The sequence below is a fragment of the Streptomyces mutabilis genome, from assembly GCF_014649815.1.
Lineage (GTDB): Bacteria > Actinomycetota > Actinomycetes > Streptomycetales > Streptomycetaceae > Streptomyces > Streptomyces mutabilis.
Genome location: NZ_BMTT01000003.1, coordinates 223848 through 245389, shown reverse-complemented (window position 1 = coordinate 245389; position 21542 = coordinate 223848). Strand labels below are relative to the sequence as shown.

At 73.1% G+C, this 21542-nt stretch carries 19 protein-coding genes, 3 pseudogenes and 1 riboswitch; of the genes and pseudogenes, 10 read left to right on the top strand and 12 right to left on the bottom strand.

Translation table 11 applies throughout. From position 1 onward, the window contains the following. Positions 1-32: 32 nt before the first annotated feature. The 4 genes and pseudogenes from IE142_RS36485 to IE142_RS09325 form a co-directional block, all read left to right on the top strand. Positions 33-251, top strand: a pseudogene (locus IE142_RS36485) (fasciclin domain-containing protein); the annotation flags it as partial. A 65-nt stretch (positions 252-316) separates the two neighbouring features. Next, positions 317-501, top strand: a riboswitch (cobalamin riboswitch). Between the two features lie 138 nt (positions 502-639). Continuing rightward, on the top strand, positions 640-1644 hold the full coding sequence (locus tag IE142_RS09335) for an ABC transporter substrate-binding protein (RefSeq protein WP_502266896.1): 1005 nt from the start codon (positions 640-642) through the stop codon (positions 1642-1644). 14 nt (positions 1645-1658) lie between these two features. After that, the gene (locus tag IE142_RS09330) at positions 1659-2702 is read left to right on the top strand and encodes a FecCD family ABC transporter permease (RefSeq protein ID WP_370466334.1); all 1044 of its coding nucleotides are present in this window, start codon (positions 1659-1661) and stop codon (positions 2700-2702) included. Beyond that, on the top strand, positions 2699-3487 hold the full coding sequence (locus IE142_RS09325; RefSeq protein ID WP_191885250.1) for an ABC transporter ATP-binding protein: 789 nt from the start codon (positions 2699-2701) through the stop codon (positions 3485-3487). Before IE142_RS09330 ends, IE142_RS09325 begins: the two co-directional genes overlap by 4 nt. Positions 3488-3589: 102 nt before the next feature. Here IE142_RS09325 and IE142_RS09320 read toward each other — a convergent pair whose 3' ends face one another. Further along, positions 3590-4042: a flavodoxin family protein gene (locus tag IE142_RS09320; protein ID WP_191885249.1), complete on the bottom strand. Its 453-nt coding sequence runs from the start codon at positions 4040-4042 to the stop codon at positions 3590-3592. A gap of 430 nt (positions 4043-4472) precedes the next feature. Between IE142_RS09320 and IE142_RS09315 the strand changes: the two genes are divergently transcribed. Then, positions 4473-4985 (top strand): GNAT family N-acetyltransferase, encoded by a 513-nt coding sequence (locus IE142_RS09315; protein WP_191885248.1) that lies wholly within the window; start codon positions 4473-4475, stop codon positions 4983-4985. 173 nt (positions 4986-5158) lie between these two features. On the opposite strand, the gene IE142_RS09310 is transcribed toward IE142_RS09315, so the two are convergent. From IE142_RS09310 to IE142_RS09300, 3 genes and pseudogenes are all read right to left on the bottom strand, one after another. Further along, positions 5159-6739: an MDR family MFS transporter gene (locus tag IE142_RS09310; RefSeq protein WP_191885505.1), complete on the bottom strand. Its 1581-nt coding sequence runs from the start codon at positions 6737-6739 to the stop codon at positions 5159-5161. A gap of 124 nt (positions 6740-6863) precedes the next feature. Beyond that, complete coding sequence (locus IE142_RS09305) at positions 6864-7487, bottom strand: TetR/AcrR family transcriptional regulator (RefSeq protein ID WP_191885247.1); 624 nt, start codon at positions 7485-7487, stop codon at positions 6864-6866. Positions 7488-7573: 86 nt separating this feature from the next. After that, positions 7574-8154, bottom strand: a pseudogene (locus IE142_RS09300) (rhodanese-like domain-containing protein). A 76-nt stretch (positions 8155-8230) separates the two neighbouring features. On the opposite strand from IE142_RS09300, the gene IE142_RS09295 reads away from it, so the two are divergent. Next, positions 8231-8509: a metal-sensitive transcriptional regulator gene (locus IE142_RS09295; protein WP_043384109.1), complete on the top strand. Its 279-nt coding sequence runs from the start codon at positions 8231-8233 to the stop codon at positions 8507-8509. A 22-nt stretch (positions 8510-8531) separates the two neighbouring features. Here the strand turns inward: IE142_RS09295 and IE142_RS09290 are convergent, their stop codons facing one another. Both IE142_RS09290 and IE142_RS09285 read right to left on the bottom strand, forming a co-directional pair. Beyond that, positions 8532-9275, bottom strand: a complete 744-nt coding sequence (locus tag IE142_RS09290; protein ID WP_191885246.1) for a sulfite exporter TauE/SafE family protein — start codon at positions 9273-9275, stop codon at positions 8532-8534. Then, positions 9272-10654, bottom strand: a complete 1383-nt coding sequence (locus IE142_RS09285) for an MBL fold metallo-hydrolase (RefSeq protein ID WP_191885245.1) — start codon at positions 10652-10654, stop codon at positions 9272-9274. The genes IE142_RS09290 and IE142_RS09285 overlap by 4 nt, the downstream gene beginning before the upstream one ends. A gap of 375 nt (positions 10655-11029) precedes the next feature. On the opposite strand from IE142_RS09285, the gene IE142_RS09280 reads away from it, so the two are divergent. Together IE142_RS09280 and IE142_RS09275 are read left to right on the top strand one after the other, a co-directional pair. Continuing rightward, positions 11030-13420, top strand: a complete 2391-nt coding sequence (locus IE142_RS09280; RefSeq protein WP_191885244.1) for a phosphoketolase family protein — start codon at positions 11030-11032, stop codon at positions 13418-13420. After that, the gene (locus IE142_RS09275) at positions 13417-15792 is read left to right on the top strand and encodes a glycoside hydrolase family 65 protein (protein WP_191885243.1); all 2376 of its coding nucleotides are present in this window, start codon (positions 13417-13419) and stop codon (positions 15790-15792) included. The genes IE142_RS09280 and IE142_RS09275 overlap by 4 nt, the downstream gene beginning before the upstream one ends. 21 nt (positions 15793-15813) lie before the next feature. Here IE142_RS09275 and IE142_RS09270 read toward each other — a convergent pair whose 3' ends face one another. The 4 genes from IE142_RS09270 to IE142_RS09255 form a co-directional block, all read right to left on the bottom strand. Next, positions 15814-16272, bottom strand: coding sequence for a hypothetical protein (locus IE142_RS09270; protein ID WP_370466324.1), 459 nt, complete (start codon positions 16270-16272; stop codon positions 15814-15816). A 140-nt stretch (positions 16273-16412) separates the two neighbouring features. Continuing rightward, positions 16413-16976 (bottom strand): TetR/AcrR family transcriptional regulator, encoded by a 564-nt coding sequence (locus IE142_RS09265; protein WP_191885241.1) that lies wholly within the window; start codon positions 16974-16976, stop codon positions 16413-16415. Positions 16977-17004: 28 nt separating this feature from the next. Beyond that, on the bottom strand, positions 17005-18375 hold the full coding sequence (locus tag IE142_RS09260; protein ID WP_191885240.1) for an amidase: 1371 nt from the start codon (positions 18373-18375) through the stop codon (positions 17005-17007). Next, positions 18362-18520 (bottom strand): hypothetical protein, encoded by a 159-nt coding sequence (locus IE142_RS09255; protein ID WP_191885239.1) that lies wholly within the window; start codon positions 18518-18520, stop codon positions 18362-18364. The genes IE142_RS09260 and IE142_RS09255 overlap by 14 nt, the downstream gene beginning before the upstream one ends. 126 nt (positions 18521-18646) lie before the next feature. Here IE142_RS09255 and IE142_RS09250 point away from each other — a divergent pair, with 126 nt between their 5' ends. Both IE142_RS09250 and IE142_RS09245 read left to right on the top strand, forming a co-directional pair. After that, a complete protein-coding gene (locus IE142_RS09250; protein WP_191885238.1) occupies positions 18647-19537 on the top strand; it encodes an MBL fold metallo-hydrolase in 891 nt (296 codons plus the stop codon). Positions 19538-19647: 110 nt separating this feature from the next. After that, positions 19648-19926 (top strand): hypothetical protein, encoded by a 279-nt coding sequence (locus IE142_RS09245; protein WP_191885237.1) that lies wholly within the window; start codon positions 19648-19650, stop codon positions 19924-19926. A 27-nt stretch (positions 19927-19953) separates the two neighbouring features. Here the strand turns inward: IE142_RS09245 and IE142_RS09240 are convergent, their stop codons facing one another. Continuing rightward, positions 19954-21216, bottom strand: a complete 1263-nt coding sequence (locus IE142_RS09240) for an arginine deiminase (protein ID WP_191885236.1) — start codon at positions 21214-21216, stop codon at positions 19954-19956. 152 nt (positions 21217-21368) lie between these two features. Then, positions 21369-21536 (bottom strand): annotated as a pseudogene (locus IE142_RS09235) (arginine-ornithine antiporter); the annotation flags it as partial. Positions 21537-21542 lie beyond the last annotated feature (6 nt).

Below are 21542 nucleotides of genomic sequence, written 5' to 3'. Positions count from 1 at the left end.
GTCGATCGGCCAACCCGGGGCCGGGCCGGCTCCGGATTCCCCGTGCCGACCTGGACAGGGTGCTCGCCGACTAGGAGATGCTCACCGGCATCCTGACCTACCACGTCGTGGGCCGGAGGGTCGCGCCGAAGACCTGGAGAACGGCTCCTTCGAGACGCTGCAGAAGTCGAAGCCGACCACGTCCGGCTCGGAGGAGGCCGGCCAGCGCCGACGTGTACGTCATCGACACCGTCCTCGTGCCCGAGAGCTGACGCACGGACGGACAGTGCCGGGGGCGGTCGGGCGGACGGCCGCCCCCGGCCGCCCGTTGGCCCTGTGGTAGCTTGCGGGAGCCAGTCGAACCCACCTGGTGGGTCAGGGAATCCGGTGCGAATCCGGAACTGACGCGCAGCGGTGAGGGGGACGGGCGGGACACGGGCCACTGGCGGCACAAGCCGTCCGGGAAGGCGTCCCGTCCGGTCGAACCCGAGTCCGAAGACCTGCTGGCACCCGCGCCGCGTACGGCGCGGGCCGCACCGTACGAACGGGCTTCGCGCATGAGCCCTCGACGCCAGAGGATCTTCCTTGTCCGCAGCGTGCCCCGTCGGCTCCGACCGTCCCACCGGCCCTCGCCGTCCCCTCCGCTCCCTCGTCCCGTGGCTGCTGTCCGGCGCCCTGCTCGCGTCCGGCTGCGGGGCCGGCGCGGCCCACCACGACGCCGCCGCACCAGCCGCGGCCAGCGGATACCCACGCACGGTCGACGACTGCGGACACGAGGTGAAGGTCACCTCGCCACCCCGACGGGCGGTCTCCCTGAACCAGGGAACCACCGAGATCCTGCTCTCGCTCGGCCTCGCCGACCGCATGGCGGGCACCGCCACCTGGACCGACCCGGTCATGAAGGGCCTGCAGAAGGCGAACGCCGGCGTGCCCAGGCTCGCCGACGACATGCCGTCCTTCGAGACCGTCCTGGACGCCGACCCCGACTTCGTCGCCGCCTCCTTCGCCTCCACGCTCGGCCCCGGCGGCGTCGCCACCCGCGAGCGGTTCGCCCAGCTCGGCGTACCGGCCTACCTGTCCCCGTCCGACTGCGCCGGCAAGGACAACAGCGGCGACGGCGACGGCGTCCGCGACGAGCCCCTGACCATGGACGCGGTCTACACCGAAGTCCGCGACCTGGCCCGGATCTTCGACGTGGAGGAGCGCGGGGAGAAGCTGGTCGCCGGCCTGAAGGCCCGGATCGACAGCGCCACGAAGGGCATCGACGCCTCCGGCGTCACCGTCATGTACTGGTTCGCCAACTCCACCTCGCCGTACCTGGCGGGCTGCTGCGGCGCCCCCGGCGTGATGACCCGCGCGGTCGGCGCGGAGAACGTCATGGACGACACCCGCCAGGAGTGGCCGCAGGTCGGCTGGGAGACCGTCGCCGACCGCGATCCCGACGTCCTCGTCCTCGGAGACCTCACCCGCAGGTCCCAGACTGCGGAGACCGCCGCGAAGAAGATCGAGTTCCTGGAGTCCGACCCCGTCACCAGGAACATGACCGCGGTCAGGAAGAAGCGGTACGTGCTGCTCAGCGGGCAGGCCATGAACCCCACCGTCCGCACCGTCGAGGGCGTCGAGAAGCTCGCGGCCGCGCTGCGCGCCTACGGCCTCACCAAGTGACGGCCGTCGGCCGGGTGGCCCCCGGCACCCCCGGCACACGTGCGGCCGGCCGCCGGCACCCGGCGTGGGCGGCGGCCGGAATCGTCGCCCTGTGCGCCTCCGTCGCCGTCGCCGTCACCATCGGCCCGGCCGACATCGGCGTCGGCGACGTGTGGTCCGTGGTCGTCGCCCACCTCGGCGGTGGCACCACCGACGTCACCCCGATCCGGGACGGCATCGTCTGGGACCTGCGGCTGCCCCGCACCCTCCTGGCGGCGGTGTGCGGCGCCGGACTCGCCGTGTGCGGGGCCGTGCTCCAGTCCCTGCTGCGCAACCCGCTCGCCGACCCCTTCGTGCTGGGCGTCTCCTCCGGCGCCTCGACCGGCGCGGTGCTGGTCGTCGTACTCGGCGTCGGAGGCGGCGCGCTGTCCGTGTCCGGCGGGGCGTTCGCCGGGGCGGTATGCTCCTTCGCGCTCGTGATGCTGCTCAGCCACAGCCTCGGCGGCACCACGGACCGGGTCATCCTCGCCGGCGTGGCGGCGATGCAGTTGTTCTCCGCGCTCACCTCGTTCGTCGTGATGACCGCGGCCGACGCCGAGACCACCCGCGGCGTGCTGTTCTGGCTGCTCGGCTCGCTCGGCGGCGCCGGCTGGACGGACGTGTGGACCGGTGCCGGAGTACTGGTGCTGGTACTGGCCGTCTGCCTCGGGTACGCCCGGACGCTGGACGCCTTCGCCTTCGGCCAGGACGCGGCTGCCACGCTCGGCGTCCGGGTTACCCGGACCAGGCTGGTGCTGCTGTGCGCCACCGCGCTGCTCACCGCCACGCTGGTGGCCTCTGTGGGCGCCATCGGCTTCGTCGGCCTGGTGCTGCCGCACGCGGTGCGGGCGCTGACCGGCCCGGGGCACGCCGGGCTGCTGCCGGTGTGCGCGCTGGCCGGGGCGGTCTTCCTGGTGTGGGTCGACACCCTGGCCCGTACCGTCCTCGAACCGCAGGAGGTTCCCGTGGGCGTGGTCACCTCGCTGATCGGCGTGCCCGCCTTCGTCCTCGTGCTGTACCGCACCAGGAGGGCACGGTGACCCTGAGGGCGGAACGGGTCTCCCGCGCCGCCGGCGGACGGCTGATCCTGGACGGCGTGAACCTGAGCCCCCGGCCCGGCGCCATGACCGGACTGCTGGGCCCCAACGGCTCGGGCAAGTCCACCCTGCTGCGGCTTCTGGCGGGCGTGCTCGCCCCCGCTTCCGGTGCCGTCACGCTGGACGGGCGGCCGTTGGACCGGATGGGCCGCCGGGACGTCGCCCGACGGGTCGCGGTGGTCGAGCAACAGGCCGACACTCAGGTCGAACTGACCGTGCTGGACGTCGTACGCCTGGGCCGCATCCCGCACCGGCGCGCCTGGGCGCCGGCGTCCGCCGTCGACGAGGAAGCGGTTGCCGAAGCCCTGGCACGCACCCACCTGACGGGACAGGCGGACCGGCTCTGGCACACCCTCTCCGGCGGTGAACGCCAGCGCGTCCAGATCGCCCGCGCCCTCGCCCAGCGGCCGCGCGAACTCCTGCTGGACGAACCGACCAACCACCTCGACATCCAGCATCAGCTCGACGTACTGGCCCTGGTCGCCGCCCTGCCCACGACCAGCGTCGTCGCGCTGCACGACCTCAACCTCGCGGCGATGTACTGCGACCACCTCGTGGTGCTGTCCGAGGGACGGGTCGTGGCCTCGGGCGGCCCCGCCGAGGTCCTGACCGTGGACTTGGTCGCCGAGGTGTACGGGGTGCGCGCCGAGGTGGCCGGCACCGGACCCGGCGGACGCCCGCACGTCCGGTTCCTCGGCACGCTCACGGGCGGGCCGACGGGAGGATGACCGGCCTCGCGGTCCACTGGCCGCCGACGTGAACGCCGCCCGTCGCACCCGCGGGTGACCCGTGACGCGGTGGGGAGGCGGAACCCTCACCCCTGCGTTCGGTCAGTCCATCAACCCGGCGGCGAGCGCGGCCCCCAGCTCCCAGCAGGCCTCCAGATCGGCCTTGCCGGGCTCGCCGGCCACGGTCACCGCCGGCGCCCCGCGCTGCCAGCCGAGGCCCGTGGTGACCGCCTCGATGCCGCGCACTGCCCCGGTGGTGTCGCTGCCGCCGTGCACGTAGTAGCCGAACGGTCGGCCCCGCGTCCCGTCCAGGCAGGGGTAGTAGACCTGGTCGAAGAAGTGCTTCAGCGCTCCGGACATGTAACCCAGGTTGGCCGGCGTGCCCAGCACGTACCCGTCGGCTTGCAGCACGTCGACCGCGGTCGCCGCCAGCGCCGCGCGCCGGACCACCCGTACGCCCTCGATCTCCGGGGCGGTCGCCCCGGACACGACGGACTCCAGCATCGCCTGACAGTTCGGCGACGGCGTGTGATGCACGATCAGCAAAGTGGCCACACCCGAAGCCTGCCGTCCGATGCCCCGCGGGTGCAAGGAACGCCACCCGGCGCAGCGGCGGCCGGCCTCGGCGGCCACGACCCTGCCGGCTCGTCCCCTCCCTCGGCTCACACCTCGGGAGCCCCCGTCTCCGTCAGCTCCCCGTCGGCCGGCCGCAGCCACCGGTCGACGCCGATCTCGTGCAGGAACCGCTGGTCGTGACTGACCACCACGAAGGCGCGACACCAGCCCCACGCCGGCGGGTGATGACGCCGGTGCCGCACGGGTGGACTGGCGGCCGTTCGCGTTCGACGATGAATCGGGAGGACAGGGAGGTGAGGTCGATGACCGTGTCCGAAGCCGCGCTTCGCGGCGCCCGGGTCTCCCTCACGTCCCGGGCCACGGCCTGACCCAGACGAGCGCAACCCAGGAACGGATCCTCATCCCCGTCATGTCGCACACCTGGAACACCCGCGCCGAGACCGGCGCCGACATCCCCGCCATCCGTGACATCGTCCGCGCCGCCTTCCCCACGCCCGAGGAGGCCGCCCTCGTCGACGCGCTGCGCGCCGACCCCGGGGCCTGGATCGACGGCCTGTCCCTCGTGGCGGTGGACGACGACGACCGCCCCGCGGGTCACGCCCTGCTGACCCGGTGCCACATCGGCGACAGCCCTTCTCTCTGCCTGGCACCCGTCGCCGTGCTCCCCGACCACCAGGGCACCGGCGCCGGCTCCGCGGCCGTCCGCGCGGCACTCGCCGCGGCCGGCCGCATGGGCGAACACCACGTCGTCGTGCTCGGACACACCGAGTACTACCCCCGGTTCGGCTTCGGCCGTGCCTCCGCCCACGGCATCGGCATCGGCATCGACGTCCCCGACGAGGCCCTCATGGCCCTCACCCTGGACGCCGGCCACCCGCTGCCGGCCGGCACCGTCCGTTACGCGGCTCCCTTCGGCATCTGACCGCAGGACCGCCTTTCCGTCCGGCGAGCCGCGGTGTCCCCGCACATGATCCACGGGGCGGGGGAGGGGTGGGCCGGTTCGGTCGTGGTGGCCCGCGGCCGACGCCGTACACGGCAGCGGGGCCGCTCGTCCGGACCGGACGAGCGGCCCCGCTGTGCGGGGTGTCGGGAGCCTCAGGCGACGGGGGCCGCCGGGTCCTTGTCGGCCGGGGCGGCAGCGGCCTCGCCGGCCTCTTCGGCGAGGCGCTCCATGCCGCTGGTGGTCTTCAGCGGCTTCTCCTTGATGAAGACCACGGCGACCAGCGCCAGCAGCGCGAACGGGGTGGCCACGAGGAACAGGTCGGCGGTGGCGACGCCGTAGGCGTGCTGCACGATCTCCCGCATCGGGGCGGGCAGCGCCTTCATGTCCGGGACGGCCCCGTGGCCGCCGCCCGAGCCGCCCTCGGCGGCACCGGTGGCGCCCGCCTTCTCCAGGCCCTTGGTCATCTCGCTCGCGACCCGGTTGGCGAGGATCGCGCCCAGGACGCTGGTGCCGATCGTGCCGCCCATGCTGCGGAAGAAGGACAGCACGGAGGTCGCGGCACCCAGCTCGGCCGCGGGGACGTCGTTCTGCGCGGCGAGCACCAGGTTCTGCATCAGCATGCCGACGCCGATACCGAGGACGGCCATGTAGACGCTGAGCAGACCGAAGTGGGTGTCGGCGTCGATGAGGGAGAGCATCGCGAGGCCGGAGGTCATGATGACCGCGCCCGCCACCAAGTAGCCCTTCCACTTGCCGGTCCGGCTGATGAGCTGCCCGGCGACGGTGGACGACACCAGCAGACCCAGGATCATCGGCAGGCTCATCAGACCGGCGACGGTAGGCGACTTGCCCAGGGACACCTGGAAGTACTGCGAGAGGAAGACGGTCCCGCCGAACATGGCGACACCGACCAGGAGGCTGGCGACCGTGGTCAGGGTGACCGTGCGGTTCTTGAAGATGCCGAGAGGGATCACCGGCTCGGTGGTACGGGCCTCGACGAGGACCGCCAGGCCCAGTAGCACCACACCGCCGACGACGAGCGCGGCGGTCTGCCAGGACGCCCAGTCGAACCGGTTGCCCGCCAGGGAGACCCAGATGAGCAGCGCGCAGACACCGGCGACGATCAGGAAGGCGCCGAGCCAGTCGATCCTCACCTCGCGCTTCACGGTAGGCAGCTTCAGAGTCCGCTGCAGCAGGAAGATCGCCAGCAGCGCGAACGGCACGCCGATGAAGAAACACCAGCGCCAGCCCAGCCAGTCGGTGTCGACCAGCACGCCGCCGATCAGCGGCCCGGCCACGGTGCCGACGGCGAAGACGGCACCGAAGATGCCGGAGTACTTGCCCAGTTCGCGCGGCGGGATGATGGCGGCCATGACGACCTGCGCGAGCGCGGTCAGGCCGCCCGCGCCGATGCCCTGGACGACCCGGCTGAAGATCAGCAGCGTTGTGTCGTGCGAGAAGCCCGCCAGCAGCGAACCGATCACGAACATCAGCAGCGAGAGCTGGAGCAGCAGCTTCTTGTTGAAGAGGTCGGACAGCTTGCCCCACAGGGGCACGGTGGCGGTCATCGCCAGCAGTTCGGCGGTGACGACCCAGGTGTAGGAGGACTGGCTGGCACCCAGGTCGGCGATGATCGTCGGCAGCGCGTTGGAGACGACGGTGCCCGCCAGGATGGCGACGAACATGCCGGCCATCAGGCCGGACATGGCCTGGAGTATCTGGCGTTGGTTCATGGAGGTCGGCGGCGCGTCGGCGGGCGCCTGAGCTGCGGTCACGGCATCTCTTTCGGTGGTGGACTGACGATTCGCGCCGGCGCCCGGCGCGCTGGAGGTGGTGCGGAGGCTGTGCTGCGGGCGGTTACGCGGGAGGGGCCGGGAGACCGGCGGCCAGGAGGGAGAACACCTCGTGGAAGACGTCGAGGAACGCGGCTTCCTCCTGGTGGGCCGACCAGTGGTCCACGCTGGTGCGCACCGCGGTACCGGCCACCGCGGCCAGCAGCCGCGGGTAGATGCCGCCGCCCGCGTCGCCGAGGCGCTCGGCGATCGCTTCGGCCAGCTCCGCCTCGGCCGCCATGTGCGCCCCGACGCCCCGGGCCAGCAGGTGCGGTGAGGCGTGCAGCACCTCGGCGTGCAGCCGCCACAGCTCGTGCTGCTGCTCCGCCTCGGCGAGCTCAGCCGCCAGGGCCCCGCGCAGGACCTCCAGCGGGGAGAGGCCCGCCGGTGCGTCGAGCACGGCACGCCGCATGCGGGCGCCCGCGTCCGCGTCGATGACGACGAAGGCGTCGTCCCGCGTGTCGAAGTAGTTGAAGAAGGTGCGCACCGAGACTCCGGCCGCGGCGCTGATCGCCTCCACGGTGACCTTCTCCGCCCCGTGCTCGGCGGCGAGCCGTACCGCGGCCTCGGCGAGAGCGGCACGCGTGGCCCGCTTCTTCCGCTCCCGCAGGCCGCCCCCCGCGGCACCCTTCTCCCTCATAAGTTGCATGGTATGCAAAGATGCACGACATGCAAAATGGCGGCGGGCGCCGGACCTCGAAGGGGTCGGCGCCCACCGTCGTGAGGTGGTTCGGCTCAGCCGGCCAGCCGCGTCAGTGTCTCCTCGAACGGGACGGCGCTCCCGGCGGCTCGGTTGTGCGGCAGCCGGGCCAGCGCCGCCGCCATGCCGCAGGTGCCGCCCCGGAGAACACCAGGCCCGCGCCGACCGCGCCGGACAGCCAGTGGGCGGGACGCCAGGCGCGGCCGGCCAGGAACCCCAGGGCGACGAGCGAGCCGGCGGCGAGGCGCACCTGCCGGTCCATCGGCCACGGCGTACGGGCGGCGGCCGGCCGCTCCACGGAGTGGCCCGCCGCCGCCCAGGCGCTCGTGCCGCCTTCGAGGGTGGCCGCTTCGACGCCTCGCGCCGCCAGCCGGGCGCAACCCCGCGCGGACCGGTTCCCGGAGGCGCACACGAGCAGCAGCGACCCGCGCGCGGTGGCCGCCGTCAGTGCGTCGGAGGCCTCGTCCAGTCGGTCCAGCGGTACGTTGTGCGCCCCTGGCAGGTGGCCGCCGGCGTACTCGCCGGGGGAGCGGACGTCGACGACGGTGAACTCGTCCAGGCGATGCGCCGCCTGCTCCGGGGTCAGGGCGGTGGCCGGTGCGGTACGGGTGGTCATGGCTGAACCTTTCTCGTTGGTGCGACCCGCGGGTAAGATACCCGTGGGGGTATATGGGCCCGGTGGAGGAGGAAGCGTGGAACTCGACATGTCGGCCGACGAGCTGAAGTCGGCACTCAACCGGCTGCGGCGCGCCCAGGGGCAGCTCGCGGGAGTCATCCGGATGATCGAGGAGGGGCGCGACTGCGAGGACGTGGTCACCCAGCTCGCCGCCGTCTCCCGGGCCCTGGACCGGGCCGGATTCTCGATCATCGCCACGGGGCTGCAGCAGTGCATGACCGGTGACGACCCCGAGATGCGGGACTCGGCCCAGATGCGGGCCCGCCTGGAGAAGCTGTTCCTCTCCCTGGCCTGACCGGTCAGGCCCGCCGGGCCGGTCACGGCACCGCGGCGACGCACATCGCCAGGGCGACGGCGAGCAGCACGGCGCCGAACACGCGCCGCAGCGTCCCCTTGGACACCTTGGCGGCCAGCCGTCTCCCGTCCCACGCGCCCAGGACGGCCGTCGCGAGGAACGGCAGGAGCAGCGTGAGATCCAGGTGTACGCCCGAGTACGCCCGGGCCGCCAAGGCCACCAGCGCGTTGGCCGTCACGACCAGCAGGCCCGTGCCCACCGCCGCGCCCATCGGCACGGCCAGCACCGTCACCAGCGCGGGTACCGCCAGGAAACCGCCGCCGACCCCGAGGAACCCGGTCACCGCTCCCAGCCCGGCCCCGGCCACCGCCGCCCGGACGCCCGGCACGGAGCCGCCCTCGCGGGGTTCGCGGCGGCGCAGCATGCGCAGTCCGGCCAGTGCGGCCAGCGTCGCGAAGGCCAGCGTCAGTACCGTCCCGCAGATCCGCGCGGACAGCGCGCCGGCCCCCGCGGCGGGCAGCAGTCCCGCCGCGGCGAACGCCAGCCCGGCCCGCCAGCGCACCGCACCGGCCCGTGCGTGGGCGACCAGTGCGGTGACCGACGAGACGATCACGACGACCAGGCTCGCGGTGGTCGCCGCGGCCGGGGTGAAGCCCAGCAGGTAGATCAGCGCGGGGACGGTGAGGATGCTCCCGCCCGCCCCCAGCGCGCCCAGGGACAGGCCGGCCACGGCACCGGCCGCCAGGGCGAGGACGAGCACGGTCATGCGGCGCGGCCGTCCGACGGCGTGGCCAGCGGCAGTCCGGCGTCCGCCGCCGCCGCGAAGCCGTCGTCGACCGCGACCACCTCGCGGCCCGCGGCGTCCAGGACGGACGCGGCGACGGCCGCGCGCATGCCGCCGGCGCAGTGCACCCACACCGTGCCCGGCGGGACCTCGGCCAGGCGCCGGTGCATCTCGTGGACGGGAATGTGCACGCTGCCCTCGACCCAGCCGTTCGCCCGCTCGCTGTCCCGGCGCACGTCGACCACCACCACGTCGGCTCGATCGTGCCGTGCCGCGGCCAGTTCGGCGAACGTGGCCCGCCGGAACGAGGCCGGCCGGGCGCCGTCCACGACCCAGTCGGCCGGGGAGCCGACCGCCGCCGCGGCCGGCCGGTCGATGCCCACCCGGGCCAGCTCCCGCTGCGCGCGGGCGACGTCCGCGGCACTCCCCGCGAGCAGTGTCACCGGCTTGCCCCACGGGATCATCCACGCCAGATAGGTCGCGAGCCGTCCGTCGACCTCGAAGTTGAACGACCCGGCCACGTGCCCGGCGGCGAAGGCCACCCGGTCGCGCAGGTCCACGACCCACTCACCGGCGGCCAGTCGCCGGGCGATCTCGTCGGCATCGGCACGGCGGGGCTCGGTCAGGTCCACGGGGGCGGGTCCGTCCGCGTTCGCCGGAGCCATGTGCGCGTAGTAGGCGGGCACGTCGTCCAGTCCCGCCAGCAACTTTGCCACGAAGGTCTCCACGTCCTGCGCGAGTGCCGGGTTGGCCGCCTTCTCGGCGCCGATGGTGCTGTGCTCGCCGCCGTCCCGGGAGGAGGAGCAGAAACTGCCGAATCCGTGCGTCGGCAACACGGCCACCTCGTCGTCCAGCCGGTCCGCGAGGCGGTGCGCGGAGGCGTGCTGCGCGCGGGCCAGTTCCTCGGTCAGCCGGGGCTCGACCAGGTCCGGTCGGCCCACGCCGCCGATCAGCAGCGAGCCACCGGTGAAGGCGGCCACCGCCCGGCCCGACTCCTCGAGGACGTACGAGGTGTGGTGCGGGGTGTGACCGGGTGTGGCCACCGCGCGCAGCTCCAGGTCCTCGTCGACCGGCTCCGCGTCCCCGTCGGCCACCGCCGCCCGCGCGTACGCCACCTCCGCCCCGGCCGGCACCAGGTAGCGCGCGCCGGTGAGGCGGGCGAGCTCCAGGCCGCCGGTGACGTAGTCGTTGTGGACGTGGGTCTCGGCGACGGCGGCGATCCGCACCCCGCGCCGCGCGGCCTCGGCGATGACCCGGTCGATGTCCCGCGGCGGGTCCACGACCACGGCCGCGCGGGCACCGCCCGCCAGGTAGCTGCGGTTGCCCAGGCCCTCGGTCTCCAGGGCGTCGACAAAGAACACGGCACACTCTCCTTTCCGATTACCCCCTGGGGTATCCATCGCCACGGTAACAGATATACCCAGGGGGGTATCGAGTGGGGAGTGTCGGTGTCGGCCCCGCTCGCGCCCCCTCCGTGGCGGCGGCCACAACCGGTGCAGGCTTGTGCAACGACTGCGTGTCCGACGGAAGTTGGGGTACACGGTGCCTCAGCACGGTCGGCACCGGGGTCGGCGCCGGTGGCGGCCGTGCCATTCCGCAGTCGGCCCCGTCCGGTGACCGACGTGACCCGAACGGTCCTGCCGGGTACCCGACCGCTCTGCGCAGGGTTGGGATGTGCACGGGCACCTCCGTGCCCGCGTGGCCCGATCGCTGTCCCGACGCGGAAAGGACCCCCGATGTCCGTCGACACGCAGCAGGCGCCCTCCGGGCTCACGGACGAGGAGCTGGCCGGCCTGGACGCCCACTGGCGCGCCGCGAACTACCTCTCCGTCGGTCAGATCTACCTCATGGCCAATCCCCTGCTCACCGAGCCACTGCGTCCCGAACACGTCAAACCGCGCCTGCTCGGTCACTGGGGGACCTCACCCGGCCTCAACCTGGTCCACACCCACCTCAACCGGGTGATCAAGGCCCGTGACCTCGACGCGCTCTGCGTCTGGGGACCCGGGCACGGCGGTCCCGCCGTCCTGGCCAACTCGTGGCTGGAGGGCTCCTACACCGAGACCTACCCGGACATCACCCGGGACGCCACCGGCATGGCCCGGCTGTTCGAGCAGTTCTCGTTCCCCGGCGGCGTGCCCAGCCACGTCGCACCCGAGACGCCGGGCTCCATCCACGAGGGCGGCGAGCTCGGCTACGCGCTCTCGCACGCCTACGGTGCCGCCTTCGACCACCCCGGACTCGTGGTCGCCTGCGTGATCGGCGACGGCGAGGCGGAGACGGGGCCGCTGGCGACGTCCTGGCACTCCAACAAGTTCCTCGACCCGGTCAACGACGGCGCGGTCCTGCCGATCCTGCACCTGAACGGCTACAAGATCGCCAACCCCACGGTGCTCGCCCGTCTTCCGGAGGCCGAGCTGGACGACCTCCTGCGCGGTTACGGCCACGACCCGATCCACGTAACCGGCGACGACCCGGCCGCCGTCCACCGCGCGATGGCCCACGCCATGGACACCGCCCTCGACCGCATCGCCGCGATCCAGTGCGCCGCCCGTGAGGACGGCGCGACGAGCCGCCCGCGCTGGCCGGTGATCGTGCTGCGCACCCCCAAGGGCTGGACCGGCCCGGCCGAGGTCGACGGCCTGCCCGTGAAGAACACCTGGCGCGCCCACCAGGTCCCCCTGTCCGCGGTACGCACCAACCCCGACCACCTGCGTCAGTTGGAGCGGTGGCTGCGCTCCTACCGGCCCGACGAACTCTTCGACGACACCGGAGCGCCACGCCCCGCAGTCCTGGCCGCCGTCCCCGAGGGCCACCGCCGCCTCGGCGCCACCCCCTTCGCCAACGGCGGTCTCCTCCTGCGCGAGCTGCCGATGCCCCCGCTGGAGAAGTACGCCGTCCCCGTCGACGAACCCGGTGCGACCACGCACGAGCCCACCCGGGTCCTCGGCGACCTGCTGCGGGACGTCATGGCCGCCACCGCCGACCGGCGCGACTTCCGCCTCGTCGGCCCCGACGAAACCGCTTCCAACCGTCTCCAGGCCGTCTACGGCGCCAGCGGCAAGGCCTGGCAGGAACGGACCCTGCCCGTCGACGAGGACCTCGACCGGCACGGCCGCGTCATGGAGATCCTGTCCGAACACATCTGCCAGGGCTGGCTGGAGGGCTACCTCCTCACCGGCCGGCACGGACTGTTCTCCTGCTACGAAGCCTTCGTCCACATCGTCGACTCGATGGTCAACCAGCACGTCAAATGGCTGCGTGTGACCCGCCGCCTGCCCTGGCGCGCCCCCGTCGCCTCCCTCAACTACCTGCTCACGTCTCACGTCTGGCGCCAGGACCACAACGGCTTCTCCCACCAGGACCCCGGCTTCGTCGACCACATCCTGAACAAGAGCCCCGAGGCCGTACGGGTCTACCTGCCGCCGGACGCCAACACCCTGCTCTCCGTCGCCGACCACGCCCTGCGCAGCCGCGACTACGTCAACGTGATCGTCGCCGGCAAGCAGCCCTGCTTCGACTGGCTGTCCATGGAAGAGGCCCGGGTGCACTGCTCGCGCGGCGCCGGCATCTGGGACTGGGCCGGCACCGAGGACGGCAGCCGCGAACCCGACGTGGTGCTCGCCTGCGCGGGCGACGTCCCCACCCAGGAGGTGCTGGCCGCCGCGCAGCTCCTGAGGCAGCACCTGCCCGAACTCGTCGTGCGCGTGGTCAACGTCGTGGACATCGCCCGGCTGCTGCCAAGCGGTGAACACCCGCACGGCATGAGCGACTTCGAGTACGACGGCCTGTTCACCGCCGACAAGCCGGTCATCTTCGCCTACCACGGGTATCCCTGGCTGATCCACCGGCTTGCCTACCGGCGCACCGGCCACGCCCACCTGCACGTGCGCGGCTACAAGGAGATCGGGACCACCACCACGCCCTTCGACATGGTGGTCGGCAACGACCTGGACCGCTACCGCCTCGTCATGGACGTCATCGACCGCGTTCCCGGCCTGGCGGTACGCGCGGCGGCCGTACGGCAGCGGATGGAGGACACCAGGCTGCGCCACCACGACTGGATCCGCGAGCACGGAGTGGACATGCCCGAGGTCGCCGACTGGACCTGGGACGGCTCACAGTGACCGCGACGCCCTCGACCTGGGACTACGACCACTACGACCCGGCCGAGGAGCGGCTGCGGGAGTCGCTGTGCACGCTCGGCAACGGCTACTTCGCCACCCGCGGCGCGCTGCCCGAGTGCGTCGCGGACGACGTGCACTACCCGGGCACCTACGTGGCCGGCTGCTACAACCGGCTCACCTCCGCCGTCTCGGGACGCGAGGTCGAGAACGAGGACATGGTCAACCTCCCCAACTGGCTGCCGCTGCGCTTCCGGACCGCCGGAGGGGACTGGCTCACGCCGGACACCGCCGAGGTGCTCGACCACCGGCAGACCGTGCACCTGGACTCGGGCGTGCTGGAGCGCCTCACCCACTTCGGCATCGGCGAAGGGCGCGTGCTGACCGTGCGCCAGCTGCGCCTGGTGCACATGGCCGACCCTCACCTGGGCGCGCTGCGCACGGAGTTCACCGTGGACGCCGGTGCGGTGGACCTGGAGGTGGAGTCGGCCCTCGACGGCGGTGTCACCAACGCCGGGGTGCCGCGCTACCGGGACCTGGACGGCCGGCACCTGACCCACGTGCACACCGGCGTCACCGACGACACCTCGGTGTGGCTGCGCTGCCGCACCCGCACCTCGGACATCCGCGTCGGACTGGCGGCCCGTACGACGGCCGGCGCGACCGTCACCCCGGCCCGGGAGCACCTGCGGGTCACCCAGCACACGACCCTGCGCGCCCGGCCGGGCCGCACCGTCACCGTTGACAAGGTCGTCGCCCTGCACACCTCACGCGACCCGGCGATCAGCGATCCCCTCCAGGCCGCCATCGACCGGGTGGCCGCCGCCCCCGGCTTCGACGACCTGCTGACGTCCCATCGGACCGCCTGGGGCCAGCTGTGGCGCCGGGCCGAGCTCGACGTCCCCGGCGAGGCGGGCAGCATCCTGCGCCTGCACCTTTTCCACGTGCTGCAGACCCTCTCCCCGCACACCGCCGACCTGGACGTCGGCGTACCGGCGCGCGGGCTGCACGGGGAGTCCTACCGCGGACACGTCTTCTGGGACGAACTGTTCGTCCTGCCCTACCTCAACCTGCACTTCCCGGAGGTGTCCCGGGCCCTGCTGCACTACCGGCACCGCCGCCTGGAACGGGCCCGCGCCGCGGCCCGCGCGATCGGGCGGCGCGGCGCGCTGTACCCGTGGCAGAGCGGCAGTGACGGCCGCGAGGAAACCCAGCAGCTCCACCTGAACCCGCACTCGGGCCGCTGGCTGCCGGACCACTCGCACCTGCAGCACCACGTGGGCTCGGCGATCGCGTACAACGTCTGGCAGTACTGCGAGGCCAGCGGCGACGCCGAGTTCCTGCACACCAAGGGCGCCGAGATGCTGCTCCAGATCGCGCGCTTCTGGGCCGACTCCGCCACCTGGGACGAGCAGACGGGACGGCACCGCATCCGGGGTGTCGTCGGCCCCGACGAGTACCACGAGGCGTACCCGGGCGCCGACCGGCCGGGCCTCGACGACAACGCGTACACCAACGTCACCGCGGCCTGGGTCCTCGCCCGCACCCTGGAGGTGCTGCGCGACCTGCCCGAACCCCGCCGCCGCGAACTCGTCGAGCGCACCGCCCTGGACGACGGCGAACTCGAACAGTGGGAGAGCGTCTCCCGCACCCTCCACGTCCCCTTCCACGGGGGTGTCGTCAGCCAGTTCGAGGGGTACGGCGGCCTCGCCGAACTCGACTGGGCGGGATACCGGGAGCGGTACGGCGACATCCGGCGCCTCGACCGCGTCCTGGAGGCCGAGGGCGACAGCGTCAACAACTACCAGGCGTCCAAACAGGCCGACGTCCTGATGCTGGGCTACCTGTTCTCCCCGGCCGAACTCCGCTCGCTCTTCGAACGGCTGGGGTACCGCTTGGACGACGGGACCTGGCAGCGCACCGTCGACTACTACCTGGCCCGCACCAGCCACGGCTCCACCCTCAGCGGCCTGGTGCACGGCTGGATCCTCGCCCGGGCCCGCCGCGCCGAGGCCTGGACCTACTGCCAGGAGGCACTGAAGGGCGACGTCGCCGACCTCCAGGGCGGCACCACCGGTGAGGGCATCCACCTCGGCGCGATGGCGGGCACCCTCGACCTGGTCCAGCGGGGCCTGACCGGACTGGAGACCCGCTCGGGCGCCCTGTGGCTGGACCCGGTCCCGCTGCCGGCGCTGTCCTCGTACGGGTTTTCCGTCCGCTACCAGGGCCACTGGGGCGTGCGGTTCCGGCTGGAGCACGGCCGGCTGGAGATCGCCGTGCCCGCCTCCGGACCGCTGCCCATCGACGTCCGGCTGCCGGACCGCGAGGTGCGGCTCGAGCCCGGCGACACCTGCCGGCTGGCGCTCCCGGACTGACCGGCGGGGCGGCGGGCCCCGTCAGCCGGACAGGGGGTAGCTCACCGTGCGCGGGAACCCGTCCGGCCTGCCGTCGGTGTAGGTGAGGGTCATCCGGGTGTAGTGCCGCTCACCCGGACCGTCCTCCGATGCCCGCGGCTGGTCGAGGCGGACGGTCACCGGGTAGGAGCGGAACGTGCCCGCGGCGCAGTAGGGGTCGCAGTCGTTGACGGCGTTGGTGCCCCGGCCCACCGCGGCGTTCGCGTCCCAGCGCAGCCAGTGCACGGAGACCAGTCGGCTGTTGCCGTCACCGCAGGCGAGGACGAACGCCTCGGGCCGTACCTGGGGCTGGGAGGCGCAGTCGATCAGCACCGGGTCCTGCGTCTGCCGGCTGTGCGCGGCCCGGTCGGTGGCCGTGTGCTGCGCCGACGATGCCGCGTAGGCCGTGCCCATGGGTACTGCGAGCGCGACGGCGGCACAGAGCGTGATCGCTGCCCTCATAGGGTTCCTGCCCATGTCTGCTCCCGGCCGTCTCGGGGTCACTTTCTCCGCCCGGTTCCCCGTACTCGACCGTACGACCGCCTCCACGAACGCACCACTCGTACGGAGCAGCGCCCCGGACCGCGGCGCGTCGGCCGGTGTCAGCCGGACGCGTCCAGCAGTCCGGCCACCAGACGGCGCGCGTACCCGGCGTCGAGCCCGTCGGGACGGAACAGGATGCGGTACATGACGGGCGCGACGACGCGGTCCATCACCGCCTCCGTGTCGGGCACCGCCTCCCCGCGGCCGGCCGCGCGGGCGAGGACCACGTCGATCTGTTCGGCGGCGTAGGCCGAGCACTGGCCCGCGTTGGTGCCGTCCGGGTCACCCAGCAGGGCGTCACGGATGTAGGCGCGGCCCGGGGGAGAGGCCATCTCGTCGAAGAACTGCTCGGCCCAGGCCGTCAGGTCGGCGCGCAGGCCGCCGTGGTCCTCGGGGGCGGTGTCGGGGCGCAGCCGTTCGACGGCCACGTCCGACAGCAGCTCCTGGAGGTCGCCCCAACGGCGGTAGACCGTCGACGGGGTGACCCCGGCGCGGGCGGCGACCAGCGGCACTGTCAGCGCGTCGCGGCCCACCTCGGCGGTGAGTTCGCGTACGGCGGTGTGCACCGACTCCTGGACCCGGGCACTGCGCCCGCCGGGGCGGGCCATAGGTCGGGGACTCATGCCCACACCTTAAAGCAAACACCTTGCGTCAAGCGGTGCTCCGTTCGTAGGCGTGGCCGACCCGCACCACGGTGGCCTCGTCGAACGGGCGCCCGATCACCTGCATGCCGATCGGCAGTCCTGCCCGGTCGGCGCCCACCGGCACGGTCAGCGCGGGGACGCCGGTGATGTTGGCCGGCGCGGAGAGCCGGACATACGCGTCCGAGACGGCCTCCACGGTGCCGTCGGGCCAGGGCACGGACGCCTGTCCGGCCGGTACCGCGGTGAGCGGCACGGTCGGTGCGACGACGACGTCGACCTGCCGGAGCATGCGCGCCCACTCCCGCCGCATCAGCGTCCGCGCCCGCTGGGCCCGCAGGTGGTCCCCGGCGGACATCAGCTCCCCGGCCTCCAGCAGTACGCGGACGTCGTCCTCGTACCGGTCGGCGGCGGTGCGCAGGGTCCGCTCGTGGTAGGCGCTGGCCTCGGGCACCATCAGGCCCCACTGGATCGCCTGCACGTAGCGTGCCATCGGGATCTCCACGTCGACGAGACGGGCGCCGAGCTCCGCCAGCCGCCGGACCGCGCGCCGGACGGCGGTCTCGACCTCCGGGTCGACGTGGTCGAAGTAGTAGGTGCTCGGCACGCCGACGCGCAACCCGGTCAGGTCGCCGTCCCGCGCGGGCCGGCGGTGGCCGGTCACGGGGGCGGGCGTCGAGGCGGGATCGCGCGGATCGTGGCCCGCCACGGCGGCCAGCACCAGCGCGGCGTCCTCGACGGTGCGGGTGATCGGGCCCACTTGGTCCAGCGACCACGACAGGGACGTCACTCCGTGGCGGGGGACGAGGCCGTAGGTCGGCTTGAGGCCGACGACGCCGTTCAGCGCGGCGGGCACACGGATCGATCCGCCGGTGTCGGTGCCGAGGGCGAAGGTGGCCGCGCCCGCCGCCACGGCGACGGCGGAACCGCCGCTGGAGCCGCCCGCGATCCGGGCCCGGTCCCGGGCGTTGCGCGTCTGGGGCGTGGTCAGCCCGTAGGCGAACTCGTGGGTGTGGGTCTTGCCGACCAGCACGGCACCGGCCTCCGCCAGTCGGGCGGCGACCGTGCTGTCGGCCTGCGCGCGGTGGCCGGCGCGGACCCGGGAACTCGCGGTGGTCGCCGTACCGGCCACGTCGATCAGGTCCTTCAGGCCCATGGGGACACCGTGCAGCGGCCCGCGGACACGGCCGCTCGCCACCTCCCGCTCGGCCGCGCGCGCCGCGGCGCCGGCCCGGTCCGCCGTGATCGTCACGTACGCGCCCAGCCCCGGCTGCACCTCCCGGGCGCGTTCCAGCACCGAGTTCACCAGGTCGACCGGGGAGAGCCGCCGGCCGCGGATCGCGTCGGCGGCCGCGGTCAGGGACAGCTCATACGGCCGCACGGCGCACCCCTTCCTCGTCGGCGTGGAAGGCCGCGGCGGGGGGCGTGTCGCCGAGGTCCAGCTCCCGCAGCACCGAGACGACGGTGTGGATGTGCCGGGCGGTCGCCGCGACAACGGCTCCGCGGTCCTCTTCAGGGCTGGGCACGGGGATCCCTTCCTTCTGGCACTCACTCGCTTAACGCTAATGGTTTGCGTTAGAAGACCCTAGGCCCTACGGTGTCCAAACGCAAATCAATAGCTTTTAGCTGCCTCGACGAAAGACGGCACCGACATGCAGACCCCCTCCTGGACCGTGGGCGACACCGCCGTCCACCGCATCGACGAAACCCTCCTGCCGCCCGCCACCGGACCCTGGCTGCTGCCCGGCGCCACCCCGGACGTGGTCACCCGCGAGCGATGGCTGCACCCCGACTTCGCCGACGAGGACGGCGTCCTGCGGCTCGGCAGCCACAGCTTCGCCCTGACCACCGGCGGGCTGCGCGTCCTCGTCGACACCGGCATCGGCAACGGCAAGACGCGCGCGAACCCCGCCTGGCACAACCTGCGCACGGACTACCTGGAGCGGCTCACCGGGGCGGGCTTCCACCCGGACACCGTCGATCTGGTGATCCTGACCCACCTGCACACCGACCACGTCGGCTGGAACACGAGGCGGACGGACGCCGGCTGGGTCCCCACCTTCCCCAACGCCCGCTACGTCGTCTCCCGCGCCGAGCGCGAATTCTGGGCCGGGTACGCCATGGACGAACCGCGGCGCCAGATGTTCCGGGACTCTGTCGACCCGGTCGAGGACGCCGGGCTCCTCGACGCCGTGGAGGTCCCCGCCGAGGGAACCGACCTCGCACCCGGCCTGCGACTCCTGCCGACCCCAGGACACACACCGGGCCACGTCACCGTGCGGGTGGGCGAACCCGGCGCCGGCGCGATCGTCACCGGGGACTGCGTCCACCATCCCGTGCAACTCGCCCACCCCGCACTGGGCAGTTGCGTGGACATCGACCCGGCGCGCGCCGAGTCGTCCCGGCGCTCCCTGCTGGCCTCGCTGGCCGGTACGGACACGCTGGTGCTGGGCACCCACTTCCCGCCCCCCACCGCGGGCCGGGTCGTCCGCCAGAAGGACGCGTACCGACTCAAGCCCGTGCCCGGCCGATTCGTGCGATAAGGCGCCGATTGCATCCACCGTGTGGTCCGGCGTCCGGTCCGCAACCGCCGTCGCCGCGCCGGTGTCTCTTCCCGTCGAGAACGGCGACCCACCAAGTGGAGGACCGCGGTATGCACACCATGACTGCCCCGACCGCCGCCGACCCGGCGCGCTCCCGCGACACCGGCGGCGACTTCCTGCTCCAGCCGCCCAACCCCGCCGGACGCGTCCCCAGCCGCATCGACCCCGTCGACCTGCGCCGACTGGACCTGCTCGCCCTGCTGACCGCGGCCGGCATCGCGCCCTCCGCCGGGGACCGGGCCGCCATCGAACGGCTCAGCGAGCTCCCCGGCAGTGTGCACACGGCGCTGCACCGGTGGCTGGAGCAGGCGTACGGGTTCTGCCGGTGACGGGCGGCCGGGGCGCTCCGGGGACGGTCAGAAGTCGACGGGGTCCCGTACCAGCGGGCAGGTCATGCAGTGCCCGCCACCGCGGCCCCGGCCCAGTTCCGCGCCCACGATGGTGACGACCTCGACGCGGGCCTCGCGCAGCAGGGCGTTGGTGAGGGTGTTGCGGTCGTAGGTGAACACCACGCCCGGTTCGATCGCGACGGCGTTGTTGCCGCTGTCCCACTGCTGGCGTTCGGAGGCGTGGGCGTCGCCGCCCGTCTCCACCACCCGCAGCGAGGACAGTCCGAGCGCCTTGGCGACGACGTCGACGAACGGCGCCGTGCCCTCGTCGACGACGTCGAAGCCGGGGGCCCGGTCGCCGGGGCGCAGCGAGAAGGTGTGCACCGCGTCCACGATGCGCGGGTAGAGGGTCACCACGTCGCGGTCGGCGAAGGTGAACACCGTGTCCAGGTGCATCGCGGACCGCAGCTTCGGCATCACGGCCACGACGACGTGCTCGGCCGCGCCGCTGCGGAACAGTGACGCGGCGACCTGGGTGATGGCCTGGCGGGAGGTGCGCTCGCCCATGCCCATGAGGACGACACCGTTGCCCACCGGCATGATGTCGCCGCCCTCGAAGGTGGCCTGGCCCCAGTCGAGTTCGGGATCGCCCCACCACACCTTCGAACCCCGGAAGTCGGGGTGGAAGGTGTAGATCGCCTTCATCAGCAGGGTCTCGTCGTGCCGTGCGGGCCAGTACAAGGGGTTGAGTGTGACCCCGCCGTACAGCCAGCAGGTGGTGTCGCGGGTGTACAGGGTGTTGGGCAGCGGCGGCATCAGGTATTCGCGGGCGCCGGTGGACTCGCGGGCGAGGGCGAGGTACGGGGAGCGGGAGTCCTCGGGCAGGTCGCCGACGGCGAGTCCGCCGACCAGGTACTCGGCCAGCTCCCTGGTCGACAGGGTCTCCAGGTAGGCGCGGGTGGCGTCGATGAGTCCGACGCCGACCTGGTTGGCGACGATCTTGCGGTCCAGGACCCACGCCTTCGCCTGGGGGATCGCCATGATCTGCGCCAGCAGGTCGTGCAGCTCCACCACCTCCACCCCGCGCCGGCGCAGTTCGCCGACGAACGCGGCATGGTCGCGCTGGGCGTTCTCCACCCACATCACGTCGTCGAAGAGCAGGTCGTCGGAGTTGGTCGGCGTCAGCCGCCGGTGCGCGAGGCCGGGCGAACACACCAGGACCTTGCGCAGCCGGCCGACCTCGGAGTGGACGCCGAGCGCGGGCTGCACGGCGCTTTCGTTGCTGGTCACACGGCCTCCCTGAGAGGTGCGGGACGGGGGACGGAGGGAAGGGGCTCACAGGCTGATCCATCCGGCGGCCAGCGCGACGACGCCCAGGACCGCGCCGGCCGCGGAGACGCGAGGACCACGAGTTCCACCGGGGAGAACAGCCGCCTGCCCCGCGCGACCAGCGCTCCCGCCACGCCGGTCTCCTCGGCGAACCGCCCCGGCAGCGAGAACACCCCGGCACCCACCATCGACCCGACGACCATGGTCGTCAGGGTGAACAGCGGTAGCTTGGCGGCCGGCGGGGCCTCCCCGTCGGTGCCGGAAGCAGTGGCCTGCGACATGCCGTT